Below are 18,914 nucleotides of genomic sequence, written 5' to 3' on the forward strand. Positions count from 1 at the left end.
GGTTTTTTCCTCTACATCCTGACGCGAAGGGTGTCAACTGCGGCCTTTAAGCCTGTCTCCTTGGCAAATTCGAGCATCCCGCTGGTCTTGACAGACAATTTGCCGTCATTTTTATCAATCTTAATTTTTCCGGTCGTCCGCAGATCGCATTCAATGGCAAGGGCAAGCCCGGTCTGCACTGAAAGAGACAGGCCCTTAAACGATTCCAGCCCCAGTTTCAGGCCCTTGTAGCTTGAAAGGTCTATGGCCGCGGCCTGGTGCATGGACGCATTCAGCGACAGTCCTTTAAAGGCGGACAGGCCGATTTTTCCCCCGGTGTAGGAGCCGATTTCTGTCTGCAGCCCCTTGGCAACGGTCAGGTCCAGGGTGGCCGCCCGCTTGAAGTCAAAAGCCAGGCTCGAAGCCATTGTAAAATTAAAAGCGGTGCTGGCGGCCATGGTAAAGTCAAGAGAGGTGCTGGCGGCAAACTTCATGTCCATTGACATGGTGTTGGCCCACTTGAAATCAAAGCTGTGCACGGCATTGGGCTGTTTCTGGCTGATGCTGTAAGACAGCATGTTGCCCGTATGGGCGCACCATTTTGTCTCCTCGGTCTTTCCCTTTTCAGAAACGCTGTAAAGGGTTTTTTTGCCCTTGCCGTTGTATTTTTCCTCCACGTGACGGCCGCCCACCTGGATTTCCTGGGATGAGCCCTTTGTCACGGAAATCGTGCTGCCATCGGTGTATTCGTAGGTGTCGCCGAAATGTTTTTCCACCCAGATGTTGTTCCAGCCGTCCGAGGCCTCATGGGCGAGATCGATCAATTGGTTTGTGGATCCGCCGTGCTCTTCTGACTTGACCGTGCGCCAGCCGTTCCAGTTCGGCCCGCCCGCATCCAGCAGGTCGTAGTCGTGTTCTTTGTTTAACTCCGGGCTCTGGTCCAGGTGTTCTTCCACGTAGCAGTTGCCCAGGTTGTAATTCCAGTAGCCGCCGAAGTCGTATATATTGCCTTCCTGAGTGGTGACCGTATCAAGGGAGGACAGGTGCACATGGGCATTTCTGAAAACATCGTTATAGAAATCCGCCTGGGGCTGATGGCTGTTGTGGATATCGATCATGCCGGTGGGGTTGTAGCCGCCGCCGGGGCCGAAGTTGGATTTCAAATCTTCGATCTTGGGCTCCCGGCCGTCTGAAAGCGAATCCTGCGGGCGATAGGCATGATACTCCCCGTAACGGTTCTGGGCCTCGCGCCACACGTCCCCCGGGGAATGGATCCGGATGGCTTCATGCCGGCTTTTGTCCTCAAACTCGATGTAATTGTTGCCCCCCAGCAGGTTGCCGCGCCCGGTCTGAATCATCGACTTGGTCTGGTTGCGCTCGTTTACCGGGCTGATTGCCTGGGGGGTGGGCACGGCCCCGGCAATGACCGGCCGGTCCGGATCCCCCTCGATAAAGGTCAAAAGCACCTCGGTGCCCTTGTGCAGGGGAAAGTGCATTCCCTGGTTGGAGCCGGCATAGGGCTGCATCATTCGGATCCAGGCCGAGGCCTTGCCGCCGCTTCGGCCGCTTCGGTCAAAGGGCAGAATCACCTTGTAGCGGCCCTCGGCGTCGAGTTCCGCATAGGTGCCGTCGCCGGCCGCATCAATGCGGGCGTTTAGCGTGCCGTAAAAACGGGATTTTTCGGTTTTGGGCTCCGGGCGGAACTGCACCGATGCCGGCAGGGCCGTGACCCGGTTGACGTATGCGGGGCCGGCTTCCTGCTCCGGGACCTGCCCGGGCAGGCCCGCGAGCATAAATGATGCCTGGTTTCCCTGGTGGGAAACTTCCACGGTCAGATAGTCCTGGTTGAATGCCGCACGGAAATGATTCTCCAGATGAAAGCTGTAGCCGGGCCGGAGAAACGGGATGGTGGTGTCTCCGAAAAAGGTCTGCATCCAGCACTGGTAGGACTCGGCCCGGATACGGGTCAGCCGGCCGGCCTGCTCCGGGCTTGTGAAGTGATCCCCGTAGAAGTAGACCTGGCCGTGGCCTTCTTCAAACACATCCGCGGATCCTTCCAGCGGCAGCTCCGGGCGGCCGAAGTTATGATCCCTGAGATGGACGGATTTGGGCACCATTTTCTGGCGGCAGAAAAAATTCTTGATGACCTCCTCCCGGTACAAGGTATCCAGGCCGCTTGGCGGGGAATAGTAAATGCTCCGGCCTTCTGCCATGTATGTGTGGGCCATGCGGGTATCGGTGATAATGAGTTTTTCACCCGAACCGGTCTGCTCAAAGTAATAATAAATGCCCTCGCGCTCCATTAAGCGCCGGACAAAATGCATATGGGTTTCGCGGTACTGGCACACATATTCCCATTTCGGATAGTTTCCTTCCAGGCGGATATCAAAATCATCATTTATCAGACCCCCGGAGCGAAGGACCTGTTCGATGATCTCCGGCACGCTTTTGTCGAGAAAAACCTGGTTAAAAGGCGTCTGGGTCAGCCACCAGATTCTGGGCACCAGGCGTGCGCTGTAAAAGCACATGTCCCCGACCTGATGGAGCTGCTCAAACTCCGAGACAATTCCGTTAAAGCAAATATTGCCTTCCTCGCGCAAAAACGTGAGCCGGGCCGGATTCTGAATGATTTCGTTTAGATCCAGCTCCATATCCGCGGACACGAGCTGGATTTCAAACTCGTAGATCCTCGACAGTCCCTCGGTGCCGCTAAAGCGCACCACCCCGAAAATATCTCCGGGAATGCCAAGTGAAACAAAAGAAAACCGTTTTTCATTGACCGCCATTGGGTATTTCTCCTTGTTCCCGCCCGGCCCGGGCGGAGTCGCTTGTCACCGGATAGAGCGCATCCCGGTCTCCGGTCAAAACCCGGATGCGGTTTGGCTTATCCAAATGCAATCTGAAACTCTCCCTGCTCGCCGGTTGTCAGCGAGATGGTGCCGGGCAGTTCGCCGTCTTCGCCCATGCCCTGCAAAAGCGTCTGGGAAATCTGCGGCATGACCTTGCCCTGCAGGATGTAGTCGATGTTGCGGGCCCCGGTCTCCACCTCGGCGCATCGGGCGGTGATCTGCTCGACCACATCATCGCTGTAGGTGAGCTGGATCTTGTTGTTTTGCTGCATGGTCTTTTGCAGTTTGGCCAGTTTGAGCCCCACCACCCGGGCCATGGCCTCGGGATTGAGACTGTAATAGGGCACCACGGTCATCCGGGCCAGAAGTGCGGGCTTGAAGTGCTTGGACAGCAAGGGGCGAACCGCGCCCATCACCGCGTCCATGGGCGGAATATCTTCTTCACCATGTGTCATTTCCTGGATCACATCCGTTGCCAGGTTGCTGGTGAGAATAATCACGGTGTTTTTGAAATTGATATCCTTGCCTTCGCCGTCAGACAGGGTGCCTTTGTCAAAGACCTGGTAAAACAGGTTCATCACGTCCGGATGGGCCTTTTCCACCTATCTAAAAGCACCACGGAATAGGGGTTCTGGCGAACGGCCTCAGACAGCATCCCGCCTTCGCCATAACCCACATAGCCCGGAGGCGAGCCGATCAGCCGGCTGGTGGAATGGCGCTCCTGGAACTCGCTCATGTTGATGGTCACAATGTTGTGCTCCCCGCCGAACAAAAGATCGGCCACGCCCAGGCCGGTTTCGGTCTTGCCCACCCCGCTGGGGCCCACAAGAAGAAACACGCCCAGGGGCTGGTCCGGGTTTTTAATACCGGACTTGGCGGCCTTGATCACTTCCCCGATGGCGGCAATGGCGTGATCCTGGCCCTTGATGCGCTCGCCGAGCCGATTTTCGATATTTATTATGGTCTGTACCTGATCCCGCTGGATTTTGCCAAGCGGGATGCCGGTCCAGTCCGAAACCACCTTTCCCACCACGTCCGGGCAAACCTCGATGCGCACCATGGGATCGTTTTTCTGGATACCGGCAAGCGCTTTTGCGGCTTCGGCCAGCTGGACGTTGAGCGCTTCCTTTTCCCCGTTGCCGCCTCCTTCCAGGGCCTGGATCTGATCACGGATATCGACGACCGCGGCGGCCTGGTTTTTTTCCTGCTGCCAGCGCGCCGTGATGGTTTCAATCTGCCGGTCCCGGTCTTCCATGGCCGCAAGCAGCTGCTCGTATCGCTCCGCCTCGACTTCAATGCCGTTGTCCCGGTCCCGGTCCAGGGCCCGTTTTTCGCGCTCCAGGGCCTGGCGGGCCCGTTCGGCGTCGGTTAAGACCGGCGGCTTGGCCGAGAGGTTGATCTTGATGCGCGCACAGCTCGTATCCAGCAGATCAATGGCCTTGTCCGGCAGAAACCGGCCGCTGATATAGCGGTCCGCATACTCGGCGGCCGCAACAATGGCATCGTCTCTGACAATGACCTTGTGGGAGGCCTCGTAATTGTCCTTAAGGCCCCGCAGAATCAGGGTTGCCACGGATACATCCGGCTCTGCCAGCTTAATGAGCTGAAAGCGCCGGGCCAGGGCCGGGTCTTTTTCAAAGTATTTCTTGTATTCACTCCAGGTGGTGGCTGCACAGGTTTTGATCTCACCCCGGGCCAGGGCGGGTTTGAGAAGATTGGCGGCATCCGAGCTGCCGGCCGAACCGCCGGCGCCGATCAGGGTGTGGGCTTCGTCGATAAACAGAATAATGGGCTTTTCCGAGGCCTTGATCTCGCTTAACACCCCCTTGAGCCGGTTTTCAAATTCGCCTTTCATGCCGGCACCCGCTTCCAGGGCCCCCATGTCCAGGCCCAGCAGGGTTACGTTTTGCAGCATTTCCGGAACGTCATCTTCTGTAATGCGAAGGGCCAGGCCTTCGATCACCGCGGTTTTGCCCACCCCCGGCTCGCCCACCAGGATGGGGTTGTTTTTCCGGCGGCGGGCCAGCACGTCAATGATCTGGTGAATCTCTTCTTCGCGGCCGAATACCGGGTCAATATCCCCGGCCGTGGCCTTGGCGGTAAAATCCTGGCAATATTTGGCCAGATACCCGTCTGCCCCCGGAGCCCCGGATGCGTCCCCGGCTTCCCCGCCTTCCTGTTGCGCCTGCTGCTGCTCCGAGGAACCCTCGGTGATTTTCCAAAAATTGCTTTGCAGGGTCTCGCGGTTGATTTTTTTAAGCAGATCCACAAACGGGCCGCTGCCAAAGTATGTGGGCCGGGTCAAAAACGCTGTCAGAATCGCGCCGGTACGCACACGCCTGGCGCCCAGGTCAATGGAGGTGATCATCCAGGCCTTTTCAAACAACTCCACCAGCAGGGGCGAAAATGTGGGTTTTCCCGGGTTGCCGGCCTTCTGGTCCTCCAGTGCGTCGGTTAACGCCGAGCTGACCCGGGCCGGGTCGATTTCAAAGTATCGCAGAATCACCTGAATATCACCGGAGGTGTCTTCCAGGCTCTTGAGCAGAAACTGCTCCACGGTGATCTCGTAATTGGTCCGGGATACACACAGGCCCACGGCATTGTGCAAGACATTGGTACTCTGGTCGTTTAGTTTGGAAAACAGGGATTTGATATCATGGTCCATTTCAGTCTCCGTGGTTTATCAATTTTTTCAGCCAAGGGCCGTTTGCAGCCCGTATGCAGCATTGGGCGCCGGCTCCCACGGGTCGCAGTCCGGGCTGATCAGCCAGGTGTGGTAGCCCAGTTGGCACCACTGCGGCCCGCCAAGGGTTGTGGTATGAATCTGATCGTTGTGGACAATCAACCGGATGTCCACGCTCAACGGGTGATCCAGGTATGCGTTGACAACCCGGGTCATCCGGTCAAACGCTCCGGTGCCCGGCGACATGTCGTGAAACCGCGCCGAATCCAGGGGACCGCACCGAATGCGGATTTTGCTGCTGTAGTCAAGAATCCGGACACCAATGTGGCTGTCGCCGCCCAGTTCACAGCCCTGGCGGCCCAGCAGACACCGCTGGTCCCGGTCAATGGCCACCCAATGGGCCTCGCATTGATCGATTTCAACCCCGGGAAGCCGGAAAAAATCGGCGATCAGGGTTTTGAGTCCGAGCGCGGAGCGCGTCCCCCCCATAAACAGTCCGGCATAGCACAGCAGGGCATCACTTTCCGGCAGGCGGCTCCGGATTTCGGGCTCGGTGCGCCCGATGAGGCTGTAGAGGCGTTCAAGGCTGACCGGGTCTTTTTCGTCCACGATCTTGACCGGCAGGCGGTACTTGCTCCAGGACTCATAAAAGAGTTTGAAAATCCGGTCATTGAAAATGTCTAAAAAATCTCGTTTAACGCTTTCTTCTTCAAAGGCCTCGTCAATGATTTCCTCGGTGTAATAGGTGGGCAGCGGCGAGCCCGGTCCGTAAAACCCCAGGAAATTGGCCGTGATTTCAAAACGCTGCTGGTCCTTTGTGGAAATATCCCGTATGCCGGCCACATCCACGTCAGAAAAACCCAGGGACACGGGCGGGCGAATTCTGACGCAGTTGCGCAGAAATCCGGAAAAATCCCCCCCGTTTTCACCGGCACGCCGCAGCAGGCGAATGACCTGAAAATAGCCGAACTGCTTCGGACGGGCCAAAAGGCGGTTTTTCAATGTATCCGGGTCTTTCCGATGCGTATGGGCCATTGGGTCCTTTCACCGCTTAAGCTGTCGGTCACACTCAGGCGGGTGTAGCTGTTGATGGCTGCGTATTCAGCGAAAAACCGGTCCAGAACCGCGGAAAACAAAAGAAAATCTCCCCTTGAGGCGAAGTTTGCCGCATTCATTTTGATCTCAATCTCAAAGCCCCGGATCACGCCCCCCCGGATCACCCGGTTGCCCGGCCTGCAGGAAACTTCACTGATGGCCTGGATGCGCTTGAGATTGGCCTGCACCACGCTTTGGTCCTGCATGGCGGCAAACACGTATAAGCGAAGCAGTGTCTGCAGGCTGTCGGCTTCCATGATGGAAAGCAGGTTCACGGACAGATGCGACAGCAGGTTCCACAGCAGGTTGCGGTCCAGGGGCGGGTGGGCCATTTTGGTCGGATAACCGATGTTTTTAAACGTGCACAGCTCCGGAGAAGTACTGGTGGCCCTGCAGATATCTCCGGCCTGGAGCGCGGCCGGCCGGTCGCCGTTGGTGCAAAGCAGGTCAATGGACAGCGTCTCCGGCCGGACCCGGTTTTCTTCCGGATAACCCACGCCGATAAACATTTCCGGGGCCCTGGCGTGGATGGAAATGCGCCTGCGGATAAAATAACTCCCCCGGTCTCCGTCAGGTTCCCGGAAATGTTCAAACGGCGCGTATTCGCGTTTTTGCACGGTTCCCTGGACAATTCCGGTGACCTTTTCCACGGAAAATACGCTGTAGTGATGCCGGTCCTTGCCTGCGGGGATGATCCGGTATTCGCTGTTCCGGTGATCCAGGGAGATGGGCACGGCGTCATGGGCAAACAGATTGACCGCGGGCACGACAAACAAGGCAAATCGCTCAGCCTTCAAATCCCTGGGGATTTCGGTATGGCGCTCCAGTTCGAACTCCACGGCAAACCGGTCCCCCGAGCCCCGCTCCTGCCAGTTCTCCCAGCCGTATAAATCGAAAAACAGAAACTGCTCCGGGAGGATAAAGTATTCCTGCAGCAGGCGGAAAACCGACAGGGACTGGCCCGGATACGGCACCAGCGCGGTTTGATCCTCTGTTATGGCGTTTTTCAGATGATCCCGGCCCGAAACCGTGACCGGCCGGCCGTCTCTTTCAGGCACAAAGCGGATGTTGACCGTATGCCGGTCCAGCAGGGCATAAAGGTCCGCAGCTTCCCCGATGGCCCCCGGCAGGTGCAGGCGGAGCTTTTCAGGCTGCCACTGGTCAAGGGTCAGCCCGGAGAGGCGAAAGTGGATCCGCAGTACCGGATTCTGCCCGATTTTTTCCTCCTGGTCCACGGCAGTGATCCTCAGGGGGTGGAGCTCTATGTCCCCGCAGGTCCGGAACCGGCAGGGCTGATCCTTTACCGGCACAGAGTCTATTTCGGTTTGCGCGGGGATGGTAAAGCTTTGCATCAGGCCGGGTTTGGGTTCAAAGGCCATCATGACCGCTGCGGGAATCGGCTGGAGGTAGTGGGGAAACACCAGCTGCATCAGCCCCTGGATGATTTCCGGGAAATCGTCGTCGAGCTTTTCCCTGAGCATGCCGGTCATAAAGGCCGTGGCCTCAAGCAGCCGCTCCACATCCGGGTCCTGGGACGTGCCGGTGAGCATGGGCGCAAGGGCGGGATGGGCCCGGGCAAATTCAACCGCCAGCTCCCGCAGATGCTGGAGTTCCTCCTGGTAGTATTTCTGGGTCATAAAACCTTTCAGCCTGTTGGTATAAACGCTTTTCAGCGCCCGGCAAGTCAGATCAGATCAATTTTTCCTTCCGGATCCACAACGGTTTCAAAGGAGATGTCCATATCCGAACCGGGCAGCCGGAGCTTGCCCTCGATCTTGAACTTGAGTTTGAGTACCTTGTCATCCTTGGGCAGCACTTCGATTCGGGTCCGGGTCAGCCGGGGCTCGTATTTCTCCAGGACGGTTTCGATGTGGCCGGAGAGCTGCTCATAGGTCATGTCGTCAAAGGAGCGGATCATATTGGTGAAATCCGGCAGCCCCAGGTCATCTGCGATCATGGCGCTTCCCTGGCGGGTGTTGAGCAGGGCCTTTAAATGCCCGAGAACGGACGCCAGAATCAGTTCCGCATTCCATACCCCCCTGCGGTCCGGATCCTGTTCATACGCGCGCAGCCGCTCAAGCAGCCTGAGACCTTCCATTCTACCGGATGCTCCCTATACAGGTGTTTATTGACAGTTCACCATTGATGGCACCGTAAAAGTCCAATATCTGCGTTACGCGCAATTTCTCAGAATTTCACGTACGGATAAGTACGCTGCATTCTTCGAAATCGCGCAAGCCTTGATCTTGAACTTTTTACGGCGCCATCTGAAAATCGACTTTTTACGAGCGCGTCACCATTGACCACTGTCAATTGACAATGGTCAATGGTAAACCCGGACATATTGTCCTCTTCTGCCCTCTGTCTTCCGTCCTCTGTCCTCAGTCTTCCGTCCTCTGTGTTCCGTCTTCCCTTTAAACCTGTGGCGCCTTCCAGTCATCTTCTGACTCGATGCCGTCGGGCTCATAGGTCCATATGATCTTGCCATAAGTGAACTGCAAAACTTCCATGTCATGGTAGGGCTTGTTTTCCGCCAGAAATGTCATGGGCTTATAGGCCTGTGTGGATACCAGGATGGCCCCTTCGAGCTTTGTAGTGAAATAGTGTTCTTCCTGGCCCTTGTCGTTAATCCGGTAATACTGGATCTCCACCGTCTTGAACTGCTCGCCGGTGCAGCAGGCCTGGTAGAGTTTCGGGGTGGCCTTGTCAAAATGCTTGGTCACCTTCAGGGGATGGTGGATCCGCTGGCCTGTGGGCATGCCGGTATGCGTATCCTTGGGAATTTCGATCTCGTGCTCAATGGCATAGAGCAGAATCATGTCTTCCCGCCCGCCCTGGCTGCAGTCACCGTCGATTTTGCCCTGATTGTTGCCCTCCAGGGTCATGTAACTTGTCATTGCCATAATGCTTTCTCCTTGGTTCTGGTAAAAGGGTTATCGGTTTGCGGACAGGCCTTATTCCTTGTCGAGCTTGCCCACCAGCGAAAGCGTAAAGCTGGCGCCCATGTACTTGAAGTGGGGCATCACCTTCATCGAAACAGTATACCAGCCCGGGTCGCCGGCCACGTCTTCGACGCTGATCTGGGCCCGGCGAAGGGGGCGGCGGGAACGCACCCCGGCCGCGGGACTTTCCTGGTCGGCCACGTACTGGCGGATCCATTTGTTGAGCTCGTCTTCCAGGTCCCCGCGCTGTTTCCATGTACCGATGTTTTCGCGCTGGATGACCTTGATGTAATGCGACAGCCGGTTGATGACAAACATATAGGGAAGCTGCATGCCCAGTTTGTAGTTGGTCTCGGCTTCCTTGCCCTCGGGGCTGTTGCCGAAAGACTTGGCCTTCTGGCAGGAATTGGCAGAGAAAAAAGACGCATTGTTGCTGCCCTTGCGCATGGTCAGCCCGATAAAGCCCTCTTCTGCCAGTTCGTATTCCCGCCGCTCGGACAACAGCACCTGGGTGGGGATCTTGCTTTGAATCGCGCCCATGGACTCATAGTTGTATACCGGCAGATCATCCACGGACCCGCCGCCCTGGGGGCCGATGATGTTGGCGCACCAGCGGTACTTGGCAAAGCTGTCAGTCAGCCGAGAGGCAAAGGCAAAGGCCGTGTTGCCCCAGAGAAAACTGGAACTCCCGCCGGAGACGTCCTCGCTGAAATTAAAGGATTTGGCCGGCACCGTGTCTTCGCCGTAGGGCAGGCGAAGCAAAAACTTGGGCAGGGTGAGTCCCACGTAGCGGGCATCCTCGGATTCCCTGAAGGCTCTCCACTTGGCGTACTGGGGCCCTTCAAAAAGCGAGGAGACATCCTTGAGATTGGGCAGTTCCTCAAAGGACTCAATGCCGAAAAACGAAGGGCCGGCCGCAGAAATAAAGGGGGCGTGCGACATGGCCGAGACACTTGCGATATTCTGCAGCAGCTTCATGTCCTGGGGCCCGGGCCCGAAATCGTAATTGCCGATGATGGCGCCATAGGGCTCGCCGCCGAACTGGCCGTATTCCTTGGTGTAAACGGTTTGATAGAGGCCCGACTGGGGGATTTCCGGGGCGTCTTCAAAGTCGTCGAGCAGGTCCTGCTTGCTGGCGTTTAAAATCGAGACTTTGATGTTTTCCCGAAAATCCGTGTTGTCCACCAGGTATTTCAGCGAGCGCCAGGCCGATTCCAGCTTCTGGAATTCCTCGTGATGCAGGATCTCGTTGACCTGGGCGGAGATTTTCTGATCCAGGTCCGCGATCATTTCATCCACGATGGCCTTGCTGATCTTCTCACCCTCGCGCTCAGGCTTGAGCATCTCGTCAATAAAGGCCTGAACCCCGGTCCGGGTAATGGAGTAGGACTCGTCGGAAGGCGAAATCTTGGTTGCCCCGAGGATTTCATCGAGCAGTGAGGCCTCCTGGCCCGACGCCTCCTGGTCTTGCTGTTGTTCCTTTTTTTCTTCAGCCATGATGTACTCCTTATTCTTCTAATCCGAGTTCTTTGAGCAGGCGCTGCCGGGTGCCATCGTCTGCAACGATTTCCTGGAGTTTTTTGCGAAACGCCGGCGTGTTGCCCAGCGGGCCCTTCAACGCGGTCAGGGCTTCGCGCAGCTGCTTGAGCTGGGCCAGTTCCGGGACCTTTTCAACGATTTGATCCGGGTCAAAGTCCTTGATGCTTTCAAATTTCATGTTCACGGCCATTTCCCCTCCTTCTTCGGCATCGCTGCCTTCTTTGGCCAGTTTGTTGGGCACGCCAAAGGTCAGCTCCAGATTCTGGGCCTTTAACACGTCGTTGAAATTGTTTTTGTCCACATTGATGGGTTCGCGGTCCTCGAGCATCCGGTCGTCTTCCTTTGAGGTGAAATCGCCCATCACCATGACCTTCAGCGGCAGCTCCACTTCTTCCTTTGCATCCCCGGTGGCCGACTTGTAGGTGATGTTGACACGTTCCTTGGGGGCCACGGATCCTTCTTTTGCCATAATACTCCCTCCCTTATGTTATGTTGGATAAGCTTGATGGTGCCGTAAAAAGTCCAATATCTGCGTTACGCGCAATTTCTCAGAATTTCACGTACGGATAACTACGCTGCATTCTTCGAAATTGCGCAAGCCTTGATCTTGAACTTTTTACGGCACCATCTGAAATCAGACTTTTTACGGTGCCATCAAGCTTTTGTCATGCTTTGTTTCCTGTGTTGACAAGTTCGGTCAAATGCCGGAAATCTTGAATGCCGCTGCCGGATTGATCCGCGCGATCCGGTCAAACACCGCCCCGGCCCGATCCCGGAGCGGCTCTCTGGGGCAGTCCCTGAACCCGGCATAAACCAGCTCAAGCCCCTGCAGGGCAAGTCCGGGTTCCCAGGACTCTATACCGTGGGCGTCAATTTCTGCCTCAAGGGCTTCGAGCTGGGGCAGTGCCAGTTCCGCCCTGCCGGCATTGATCAGCACCCGGCACAGGCTGATGCGAAACAACAGGGCATCCCGGCCGGAACTGCAGGATGCCAGGTGCTCCTGGAGCAGCTCCACGGCCGCGATCACTTTTTTGTTTTTCACGAGTTGTCCGGCTTCGTCCTCTATTTCCGCGTGCCGGCTGCCGGTTTCCGGCCCGGACTGTCCTGTGGGGCCGGAAAGCACCGCCTGTTGGGCGGCATCCGCGCCGGTAATCGATTTGAGCCATTGCCGGGTCTGGCTGTCGCAAAACGGGGTGCCGTCTGAAAATGCCAGGTTTTCCAGGCCGGGCAGCCGTTTGACAAACATGGCCGTCTCCCGGCAGATCATGTCCCGGGCCGGTTCATATTTTTCGCCAAGGGCTTCCAGGCCCCGGGCGGACAAACGGTTTAAATCCAGCCAGAACAGACGCTCCCGGAGGCCGGCTTCGGCAGCGGCCACGGCGTTTTGGCAGTCCCCGGCCGTAAGCTGATCTTCCAGTGCGCTTTTGACCGCCGGGTCCGGCGGCGGCAGGGGGGTCTTGTTGTCCTCCTGGACAATGGGCAGCGCGTCAACGGTCAGCCAGGCGTAAATCCGGTTTAACCGGTAAGCCATGGGGTTGGTGTCATTGATTTTGAGATAATACCGGGCCAGCCGGCCCAGCGTGTCCAGGGATGCGTTCAGGGCCTTTTTTGCGTCCCTGTCAGATTCCGGGGCCTGGGTCATTGCCGGGGGAGCCGGCGGTGCGGGCGCTGTTTCTGCGGGCTTGGGAGCCTTTTGCCGGGCTTGTTTTTCCTCAGGCGGGCCCCCGGCATCCCGGGCCTTTTCTTTTGCGGCCCCTTGATCGGTTTCGCCGCCATTGGTTTCGGCTGCGGCCCCGGCGGTTTGGGGTTGGGCTTCGGCTTCGGGCTCAGCTTCAGCTTCAGCTTCGATTTCGGGTTCGGGTTGGGGCTCGGGTTCGGGCTCGGGCTGCCGGGCCTCCACCGGAATTTTATCCACATGCTGAATTAACGGGCGCAGCATCGGGGCTTCGTCTGATTTTTCAGCAAGCAGGCCGTCGAGATCCGACAGGGTCTGTTTGATATCCTCAACAGCCTGGGCGGGCTGGGCCGGGGACTCATAATTTTTGATAAATTTTTCCGCCCGGTCATACCACCATTTCAGGGCGTTGATCCGGCCTTTTTTGCGCTTTTTGGGCGGAAAAAGGGTGTCCCAGTAATTTTCCACCAGGTCTTTTAGCACCTGAGTGCCCTGCTGCAGGCCTTCGAACTGCCGGGTTTTGATCAGGGCCTCGGCCATGTAGGCGGCCACAAGAAGATTCTTGGATTTTTCAGCCAGAAGTACGGCGCCCAGCTCAAGCACCCGGTCCCAGTCCACCTGGCCGGCCTGGGCCGAGACAACAGAGAGTTTGTCGATTTCATTCTGAAGTTCTTCAAACTCCGGCAGATAGGTGGTGTCCTCGCCTGCCGGGGCGTCCTGGCTGATCGGGGTTTTTCCCAGCGATATTATGTCCATGTCTGCTCTCTGCAACCGGTTTGTCCGAAAAAAACACTTTTTTATGTTATCGGATGATCGGCCTGAATTGTTAATGATGCGTTTTGCCCACAGAAGCCTTTAAAAAATCCGCCGCCCCCAGGGGTCGGTAATACAGATACAGGGCCGTGCGCCCGCCCGTGTTTTGGATAAACGCACTGCCCGGACCCAGGTCCACGGCTTGCCGGATTGCCGTCATCCAGGAAAAAAGGACCTCTTTTTCGCTACAGCCCGGCAGGCTGCCGGCTTCATCCGGAGAAAAGCAAAGCATTTTCTCCCGGATAAACCGGTTTTTTCCGGCCGCCAGACTCTGCCGGACGGCTTTTCGGATGGCCGTCATGCTCTCAGGTTCTGCAAATCCGGGCCTTATGTCAAAGTCCGGCTGCGGGATCGCGCCCAATGCGTTTTGAAAGTCACCAAAAGCATCAAAGCCCTGCTCCAGAAAATTCGCCATGGCCTGCCACGGGGCCATGCAGGAAACAGGCAGCATCTGCCAGGCCTTCCGGGATCTTTTGGGCAGCGCGCCTTTCATTGCGCACAAAACCGGAGCCGGCCGGCCTTCTGCATCTGCGCCGGGGGCAATGATTCCGCAAGCCAGGTGCGCGGCATTGGCGGGCATGACCCAAAACCGGGTACTTGTGCCTGAATTTTTTTCAAATCCGGAACCCCCGGCGCTTTGCCACCATTTGTCCAGCCACTGGACAAAAGCGTAAACCATGGGCTCATCCGCATTGATCCGGATATAATCCTTAAATGACGGATGCTTGCCCCAGAATGAACGTGTCCATTGCATTGGCGGTATTATCTTTCCGCGATAATGGTTTCAGGCACATTGCTGGGTACGTCTGTCAGCAGCCGGATCACCGGCCCGGCGCCCTGGATTTGGTAAGCCACCCGGATACTTGAAATGCCCCAGTTTTTCAGCAATCGGGATTGTTCAGGGAAGTCTTCCGGGGTGAAATTTTTTACACCGTCCCGGAAATCCCGCAGAAACCGGGCAAAACCCATTTCGCCCGGATAACGGTATTTCAGCTTTGTATCCGGCATCAAAATGGTCAGTTCCACACCGCCGCACTGGTTCATCTGCCATTTAAACGGCCGGGTTTCACGGAAGTTGAAATTTTTCAGCTGCGTCTGGCCGTCTGCGCAGGACAGGTTGAGCATCACTGCATACGGACTTTTCTTCGCGCCTTCATTGACCTGGACCGGCAGGGTGCTGATCTCTACATTGTATTCGGGCGCCACTTCCACCGTTCCATCAGCCCCCTGGTCCAAAAACAGGAAAAAATCGTTTTTAAAGCCCATGGACCGGTTCAGGGCACTGGCGGCGTAAAATCCGTCCTTTCCCCGATCCACAAAGGGTTTGGCCGGCCCGTCGAGAAATTTCCAGACCGCGCCGTCCGGCCGTTTGAAAATGCTGTAGGGAACCCGGCCCGGATCCATGCCCCGGGTATTGGACAAGACCATGGACTCCCATTTTTTCTGCACCACGCCCTGGGCCTGCCGGATGGCGAAATCGGCCATGTACGCCAGGGGCCCTTCAAGCAGTACCCCGGCAACCGACGGATCCTTGCCTTCCGCCAGCCGTGAGAGCAGGGCGGAGAATTCATCCTGGGCGGCATGAAATTCGGATTTCTGTCCCGTTGCCCCGTTTCCGGGGGAGAAGAAATCACCGGCCATTTCAAATGCGGTTTGTCTTCGGTTTGCGGCCGGCTGCAGCTTTTCCAGGGCTTTTAGGTAGTTGTGCCACTGCTCGGCGGCAGCCAGTTGTTTTTCCCTTTTGCGGGCCGCCTCCGGGGATGTCACTGAAAGGGTTTTGCCTGCGGCCGCTGACCCCTTGTCCCGTATCCGGTCCACCAGTGAGGCCTGCTCCTGCCGGGATTCGATACGGGTATTTCGCACTTTTTCGATTTCCAGAACAGCGGCTGCCCAGGCCGGCGGATTATCTATGACCTCGAGCTGTTGGGCCATTTCCGATAAGAGCTGAAAATAGGCATTGTCCGGGGTGCTCATGGATCGGGCCAGTTTTCGGCGCTGCATCCCGGATACGGGAAAGTCCGGGCCCCCTGAAAAGCTGAGCCCAAAATTGGCCCATGCCTGCAGATAGTCGTTTTCATAACGCCGCCAAAAGGCTTTTTCGGCTGTTTCAAACCCGTTGTCCGGCTCCAGCACCTGTTTGATCTGGCCGATGAATTCATGAATCCGCTCTTTGCCCTGTCGGGTGTAGGCTGCGGGCACAAAAGCGGCAATGGCGTCACGGCTGTGGTTTTCCGGCGAACCTGTCAGTTCTCCCCAGTAATGATTCAGGGAAACAGGGGCCACATGCGGCATCTTTTTTGCGGTAAGCCAGTTCAGATCCCCTTCTCCGCCGCTTTGTCCAGTGGCCCTTGTTTTGAGCAAATCTGAAAGAAGTCCCTGCAATGTTTTGACCTTGCGGGCCATGGCCTGCCGGTCATCTGCAAGCTCCAGATACTTGTAATAATTTCGCCCGAACTCCAGGGCGATGTCGTTTAGAACGGTTTCATCCATGACCAGCCAGATCTCCGAGGATACGGCCGTGAGCGCGGATTCGGAGTCGGGCCTGCGGCCTTTCAGATAATCCTGCAGAACCCGTATGCGGCCCACCATATGGGCGGCATAGTCGGCCACAACCGAATCCCGGGTGCTGGTGTCAAATTGATTGATGTTTTTTTCAAGCTGATCGTCCATGGGTTTCAGGAAATAATCCCGGAAACTTTGGACATAGCGGTCCACGAATCGATTTTCCACTTCCAGGCTCTGAGTGAGGCCAAAACGGGGAATGCGCCAGTCGCGGTTAAACTCGCGAATCTCGCCGAGCTGCCGGCCGTAGGCGTCTAACATCAGCACGTCGGTTGCCGCTTCACCGGTAAAATCCGGAGGCGCCTGGGCATGCCGGGCGATTTCTTTTACGGCTTGGGTATTCTGGATGTAAGACAGGCTGATCATGCCCAGAAGACACAAACACAAAAGTGCCCAGGCTGTCAGGCCAAACCGCCTGGTGAGCCGCCGCCACTTGAGATACTCCAGTATCGGCCGGAAAAGGTGGCGATCCGCGGGCAAAATGCGCTTGAAAAAATCCCTGAGAAAGATGCCGTTGCGGCCCTGGACCGGTTCCGGGCAGGTAATGCTGAATTGCTGGACAAACTCCGAGCAGGGCGCGCCCGTCTGTGTGCCGCTTGAATAGTAAACCCCCATGAGCATGGGGGTTTCCTGGTAGGGATTTTCCTGAAATGTGCCTTCTGCAAAGCTTTTTAAGCCGGCGTGGAGCTTTTCAAATTCATCCGGGAACATGAGCACGCCGGGATCAGGCCGGCTGTTGTGCTGTATGATCAGCAGGCGGAGGTCTTTTAAGCGGTTGCATACACGGCGGTGGGCCGAGTCCAGAAAGTCCTCCCAGTACCGGCCGGACTCCGGGCTGCTATAGCCCATGGCCTGGTTAAGGCGGTCTTCAGGCAGAAGCCGGCTGAAAGGGTTGAAGCCGTGGACCCGGTCGGTTTTGGTGACCATGAGATAAACCGGGAATTTGGCCCCGCAGACGCGCATGAGCTGATCAATTCGTTTGCGCAGGTTCAGGCCGTTTTCCCGCAGGGTGTCTGAATCCTGGGTCAAAAGCTGATCTGCTCCCACAGTGAGAATCAGCCCGTTTAACGGCTCTTTTTTCCGGTACTTGGCAAGCAGGCCCAGAAAACGTTCCCATTCTTCCCGGTCCGGGTCCTGGTCGATGGGAATGGCGTAGCGCCCGGCCGTGTCCAGGACAATGGCTTCATCAAAAAACCACCAGTCAAAATTGCGGGTGCCCCCGATTTCCGTGTTGACTTCAGCCACCGGGGAATTGGCTTTGGCGTTTTTGATGGCTGTTGTCTTGCCGGTGCCCGACTCGCCCATCACCATGTACCAGGGCAGCACATAAAGCGGGTTGCCGGCTTTTTTCAGGTTGGACTGGCGCAGCAGATCCAGGGATTTTTTCCACTTTTCCTGCAGTTCCTGGAGCTGGCGGCGATCATGTTTGGGCGCCTGGCCGATGGCCTGGTCGTCCTGGGCAATGATTTGCTTGACGAACTTGCGTTCCCTGCGCTGCAAAAGGTATCGTTTGAGAAACAAAAATCCCAGCACAAGACCCAGAACGCCTGCTGCCATGGCTGCGCCCACCCACCAGGGCCATTGTTTGGCAATAACCAGAAATGCAATGCCTGCAGCCAGGGCAAGCAGCAGAAAGGCGTATAAAAAGAATTTCAAAATTTTGCGAATCATGATCCCGGATCCGATATTTGCAGTTAAAACAGGTTTTCCACAAGGCGCCCCAGGCTTTCATAATAAAAAATATAGGCACCGGCCACGGCAACCGGCGGCAGTGCGAAAAACAACACCGCCGGCCAGAAGCCGGACCTGTAAAAAAAAGTTTTGCCGGCTGTTGCCCTGTCCTGGTAGGCCTCAGGAAACAGATCTTCAGGCAGGTTTAATTCCTGGTCTTCGGAAAAATATTTGAGCAGATTCTCCACCTTGATTTCAGAGAGCTGCATCTGATCATCATCTGTGTAATACCGGCCCTTGTAGCCCAGCGCCAGGCAGTAGGTGAACACCTCACGGACTTCCCGTTCGTTTTCCTTGAGTTTTTCAAGCCGGTTGAAAAATTCCCGGCCGGCCATGGTGGTCTGGAAAAACTTGAGCTGAAGCTGGTTTTGCTGCCATCGTCCCTTTTCCGGCCAGTCCGAGCACATGATCTGTTCATCCACCCAGCCGCAGACCGGAAAACAAGCCTTTTTCCAGTCAGAGCTGGAGATTTTCGCCTGCTGGGCATAACGGCCCGAGCGCTTCAAAAGCGCGTCATAGTCGGCCTGCACGGTCTCGAAATCCGGATGGGCCCCGCTGCCGCAGTCCACCCGGTACAGGGTGTAGGCAATGATTTCCATAAAACAGTCAATCAGCCGAACCCGCGACGGTTGCGGATGTTCGGCCGGGCCTGGCGAATGGGTGGATTCATTCATGGGCAGTCATCCCGAAAATTAAATTGATTGGAAAACCGGACAAACGCAGCCGGTCAGGACTGCTTTTGCAGGACAACGATTTCCGCGTACAGGTCATCCGGAGGATTTTCCCAGTAAATCTGAATATTTTGACTGCGTTCAATGTAACGCCAGAGCGCATCTGAACGATCAATCCGGAAATACTGGGAATCCGGCCGCCTGGGCAGACCCGGCGGCGGAATTTTGGTCTGCTCCAGGGCAATGCCCGGCAGCGCCCTTGAAATCAGTGTCGGCATATGATCCACGGAGCAGATCTTGACAATATTGGTAAGGGCTTTTTTCAGGGCCGATTCCTGTGTTTTGCTGCGGATCACCAGGTAAAATTCGTTTCTC

General features: G+C 56.5%; 14 protein-coding genes. All 14 read right to left on the reverse strand.

Translation table 11 applies throughout. The features are described from left to right. Nucleotides 1-11: 11 nt before the first annotated feature. Nucleotides 12-2,765, reverse strand: a complete 2,754-nt coding sequence (locus R6U41_RS04545; RefSeq protein WP_410268650.1) for a type VI secretion system Vgr family protein — start codon at nucleotides 2,763-2,765, stop codon at nucleotides 12-14. 98 nt (nucleotides 2,766-2,863) lie between these two features. After that, nucleotides 2,864-3,430, reverse strand: a complete 567-nt coding sequence (locus tag R6U41_RS04550; RefSeq protein ID WP_410268651.1) for an AAA family ATPase — start codon at nucleotides 3,428-3,430, stop codon at nucleotides 2,864-2,866. Further along, nucleotides 3,406-5,493, reverse strand: a complete 2,088-nt coding sequence (gene tssH, locus R6U41_RS04555; RefSeq protein WP_410268652.1) for a type VI secretion system ATPase TssH — start codon at nucleotides 5,491-5,493, stop codon at nucleotides 3,406-3,408. The genes R6U41_RS04550 and tssH overlap by 25 nt, the downstream gene beginning before the upstream one ends. Before the next feature lie 27 nt (nucleotides 5,494-5,520). After that, nucleotides 5,521-6,546 carry a type VI secretion system baseplate subunit TssG gene (gene tssG / locus R6U41_RS04560; protein WP_410268653.1) on the reverse strand — a complete coding sequence of 342 codons (1,026 nt, stop codon included), beginning with the start codon at nucleotides 6,544-6,546 and terminating at the stop codon, nucleotides 5,521-5,523. Further along, nucleotides 6,510-8,243 carry a type VI secretion system baseplate subunit TssF gene (gene tssF, locus R6U41_RS04565; RefSeq protein WP_410268654.1) on the reverse strand — a complete coding sequence of 578 codons (1,734 nt, stop codon included), beginning with the start codon at nucleotides 8,241-8,243 and terminating at the stop codon, nucleotides 6,510-6,512. Before tssF ends, tssG begins: the two co-directional genes overlap by 37 nt. A gap of 47 nt (nucleotides 8,244-8,290) precedes the next feature. After that, nucleotides 8,291-8,704, reverse strand: coding sequence for a type VI secretion system baseplate subunit TssE (tssE, locus tag R6U41_RS04570; protein WP_410268655.1), 414 nt, complete (start codon nucleotides 8,702-8,704; stop codon nucleotides 8,291-8,293). Between the two features lie 316 nt (nucleotides 8,705-9,020). Next, nucleotides 9,021-9,509 (reverse strand): Hcp family type VI secretion system effector, encoded by a 489-nt coding sequence (locus R6U41_RS04575; protein WP_410268656.1) that lies wholly within the window; start codon nucleotides 9,507-9,509, stop codon nucleotides 9,021-9,023. Between the two features lie 51 nt (nucleotides 9,510-9,560). After that, nucleotides 9,561-11,045: a type VI secretion system contractile sheath large subunit gene (gene tssC, locus R6U41_RS04580; RefSeq protein ID WP_410268657.1), complete on the reverse strand. Its 1,485-nt coding sequence runs from the start codon at nucleotides 11,043-11,045 to the stop codon at nucleotides 9,561-9,563. Between the two features lie 10 nt (nucleotides 11,046-11,055). Then, nucleotides 11,056-11,556: a type VI secretion system contractile sheath small subunit gene (gene tssB / locus R6U41_RS04585; protein WP_410268658.1), complete on the reverse strand. Its 501-nt coding sequence runs from the start codon at nucleotides 11,554-11,556 to the stop codon at nucleotides 11,056-11,058. 228 nt (nucleotides 11,557-11,784) lie between these two features. After that, nucleotides 11,785-13,518, reverse strand: coding sequence for a type VI secretion system protein TssA (tssA, locus tag R6U41_RS04590; RefSeq protein ID WP_410268659.1), 1,734 nt, complete (start codon nucleotides 13,516-13,518; stop codon nucleotides 11,785-11,787). A 70-nt stretch (nucleotides 13,519-13,588) separates the two neighbouring features. Continuing rightward, the gene (locus R6U41_RS04595; RefSeq protein ID WP_410268660.1) at nucleotides 13,589-14,329 is read right to left on the reverse strand and encodes a hypothetical protein; all 741 of its coding nucleotides are present in this window, start codon (nucleotides 14,327-14,329) and stop codon (nucleotides 13,589-13,591) included. An 8-nt stretch (nucleotides 14,330-14,337) separates the two neighbouring features. Next, nucleotides 14,338-17,808 (reverse strand): type VI secretion protein IcmF/TssM N-terminal domain-containing protein, encoded by a 3,471-nt coding sequence (locus R6U41_RS04600; RefSeq protein ID WP_410268661.1) that lies wholly within the window; start codon nucleotides 17,806-17,808, stop codon nucleotides 14,338-14,340. Nucleotides 17,809-17,831: 23 nt separating this feature from the next. Continuing rightward, on the reverse strand, nucleotides 17,832-18,542 hold the full coding sequence (locus tag R6U41_RS04605) for a DotU family type IV/VI secretion system protein (RefSeq protein ID WP_410268662.1): 711 nt from the start codon (nucleotides 18,540-18,542) through the stop codon (nucleotides 17,832-17,834). 53 nt (nucleotides 18,543-18,595) lie between these two features. After that, the coding region (gene tssK / locus R6U41_RS04610) for a type VI secretion system baseplate subunit TssK (RefSeq protein WP_410268663.1) at nucleotides 18,596-18,914 on the reverse strand (319 nt) is incomplete at its 5' end.

The sequence above is a fragment of the Desulfosalsimonas sp. genome, assembly GCF_046483245.1.
Classification (GTDB): domain Bacteria; phylum Desulfobacterota; class Desulfobacteria; order Desulfobacterales; family Desulfosalsimonadaceae; genus Desulfosalsimonas.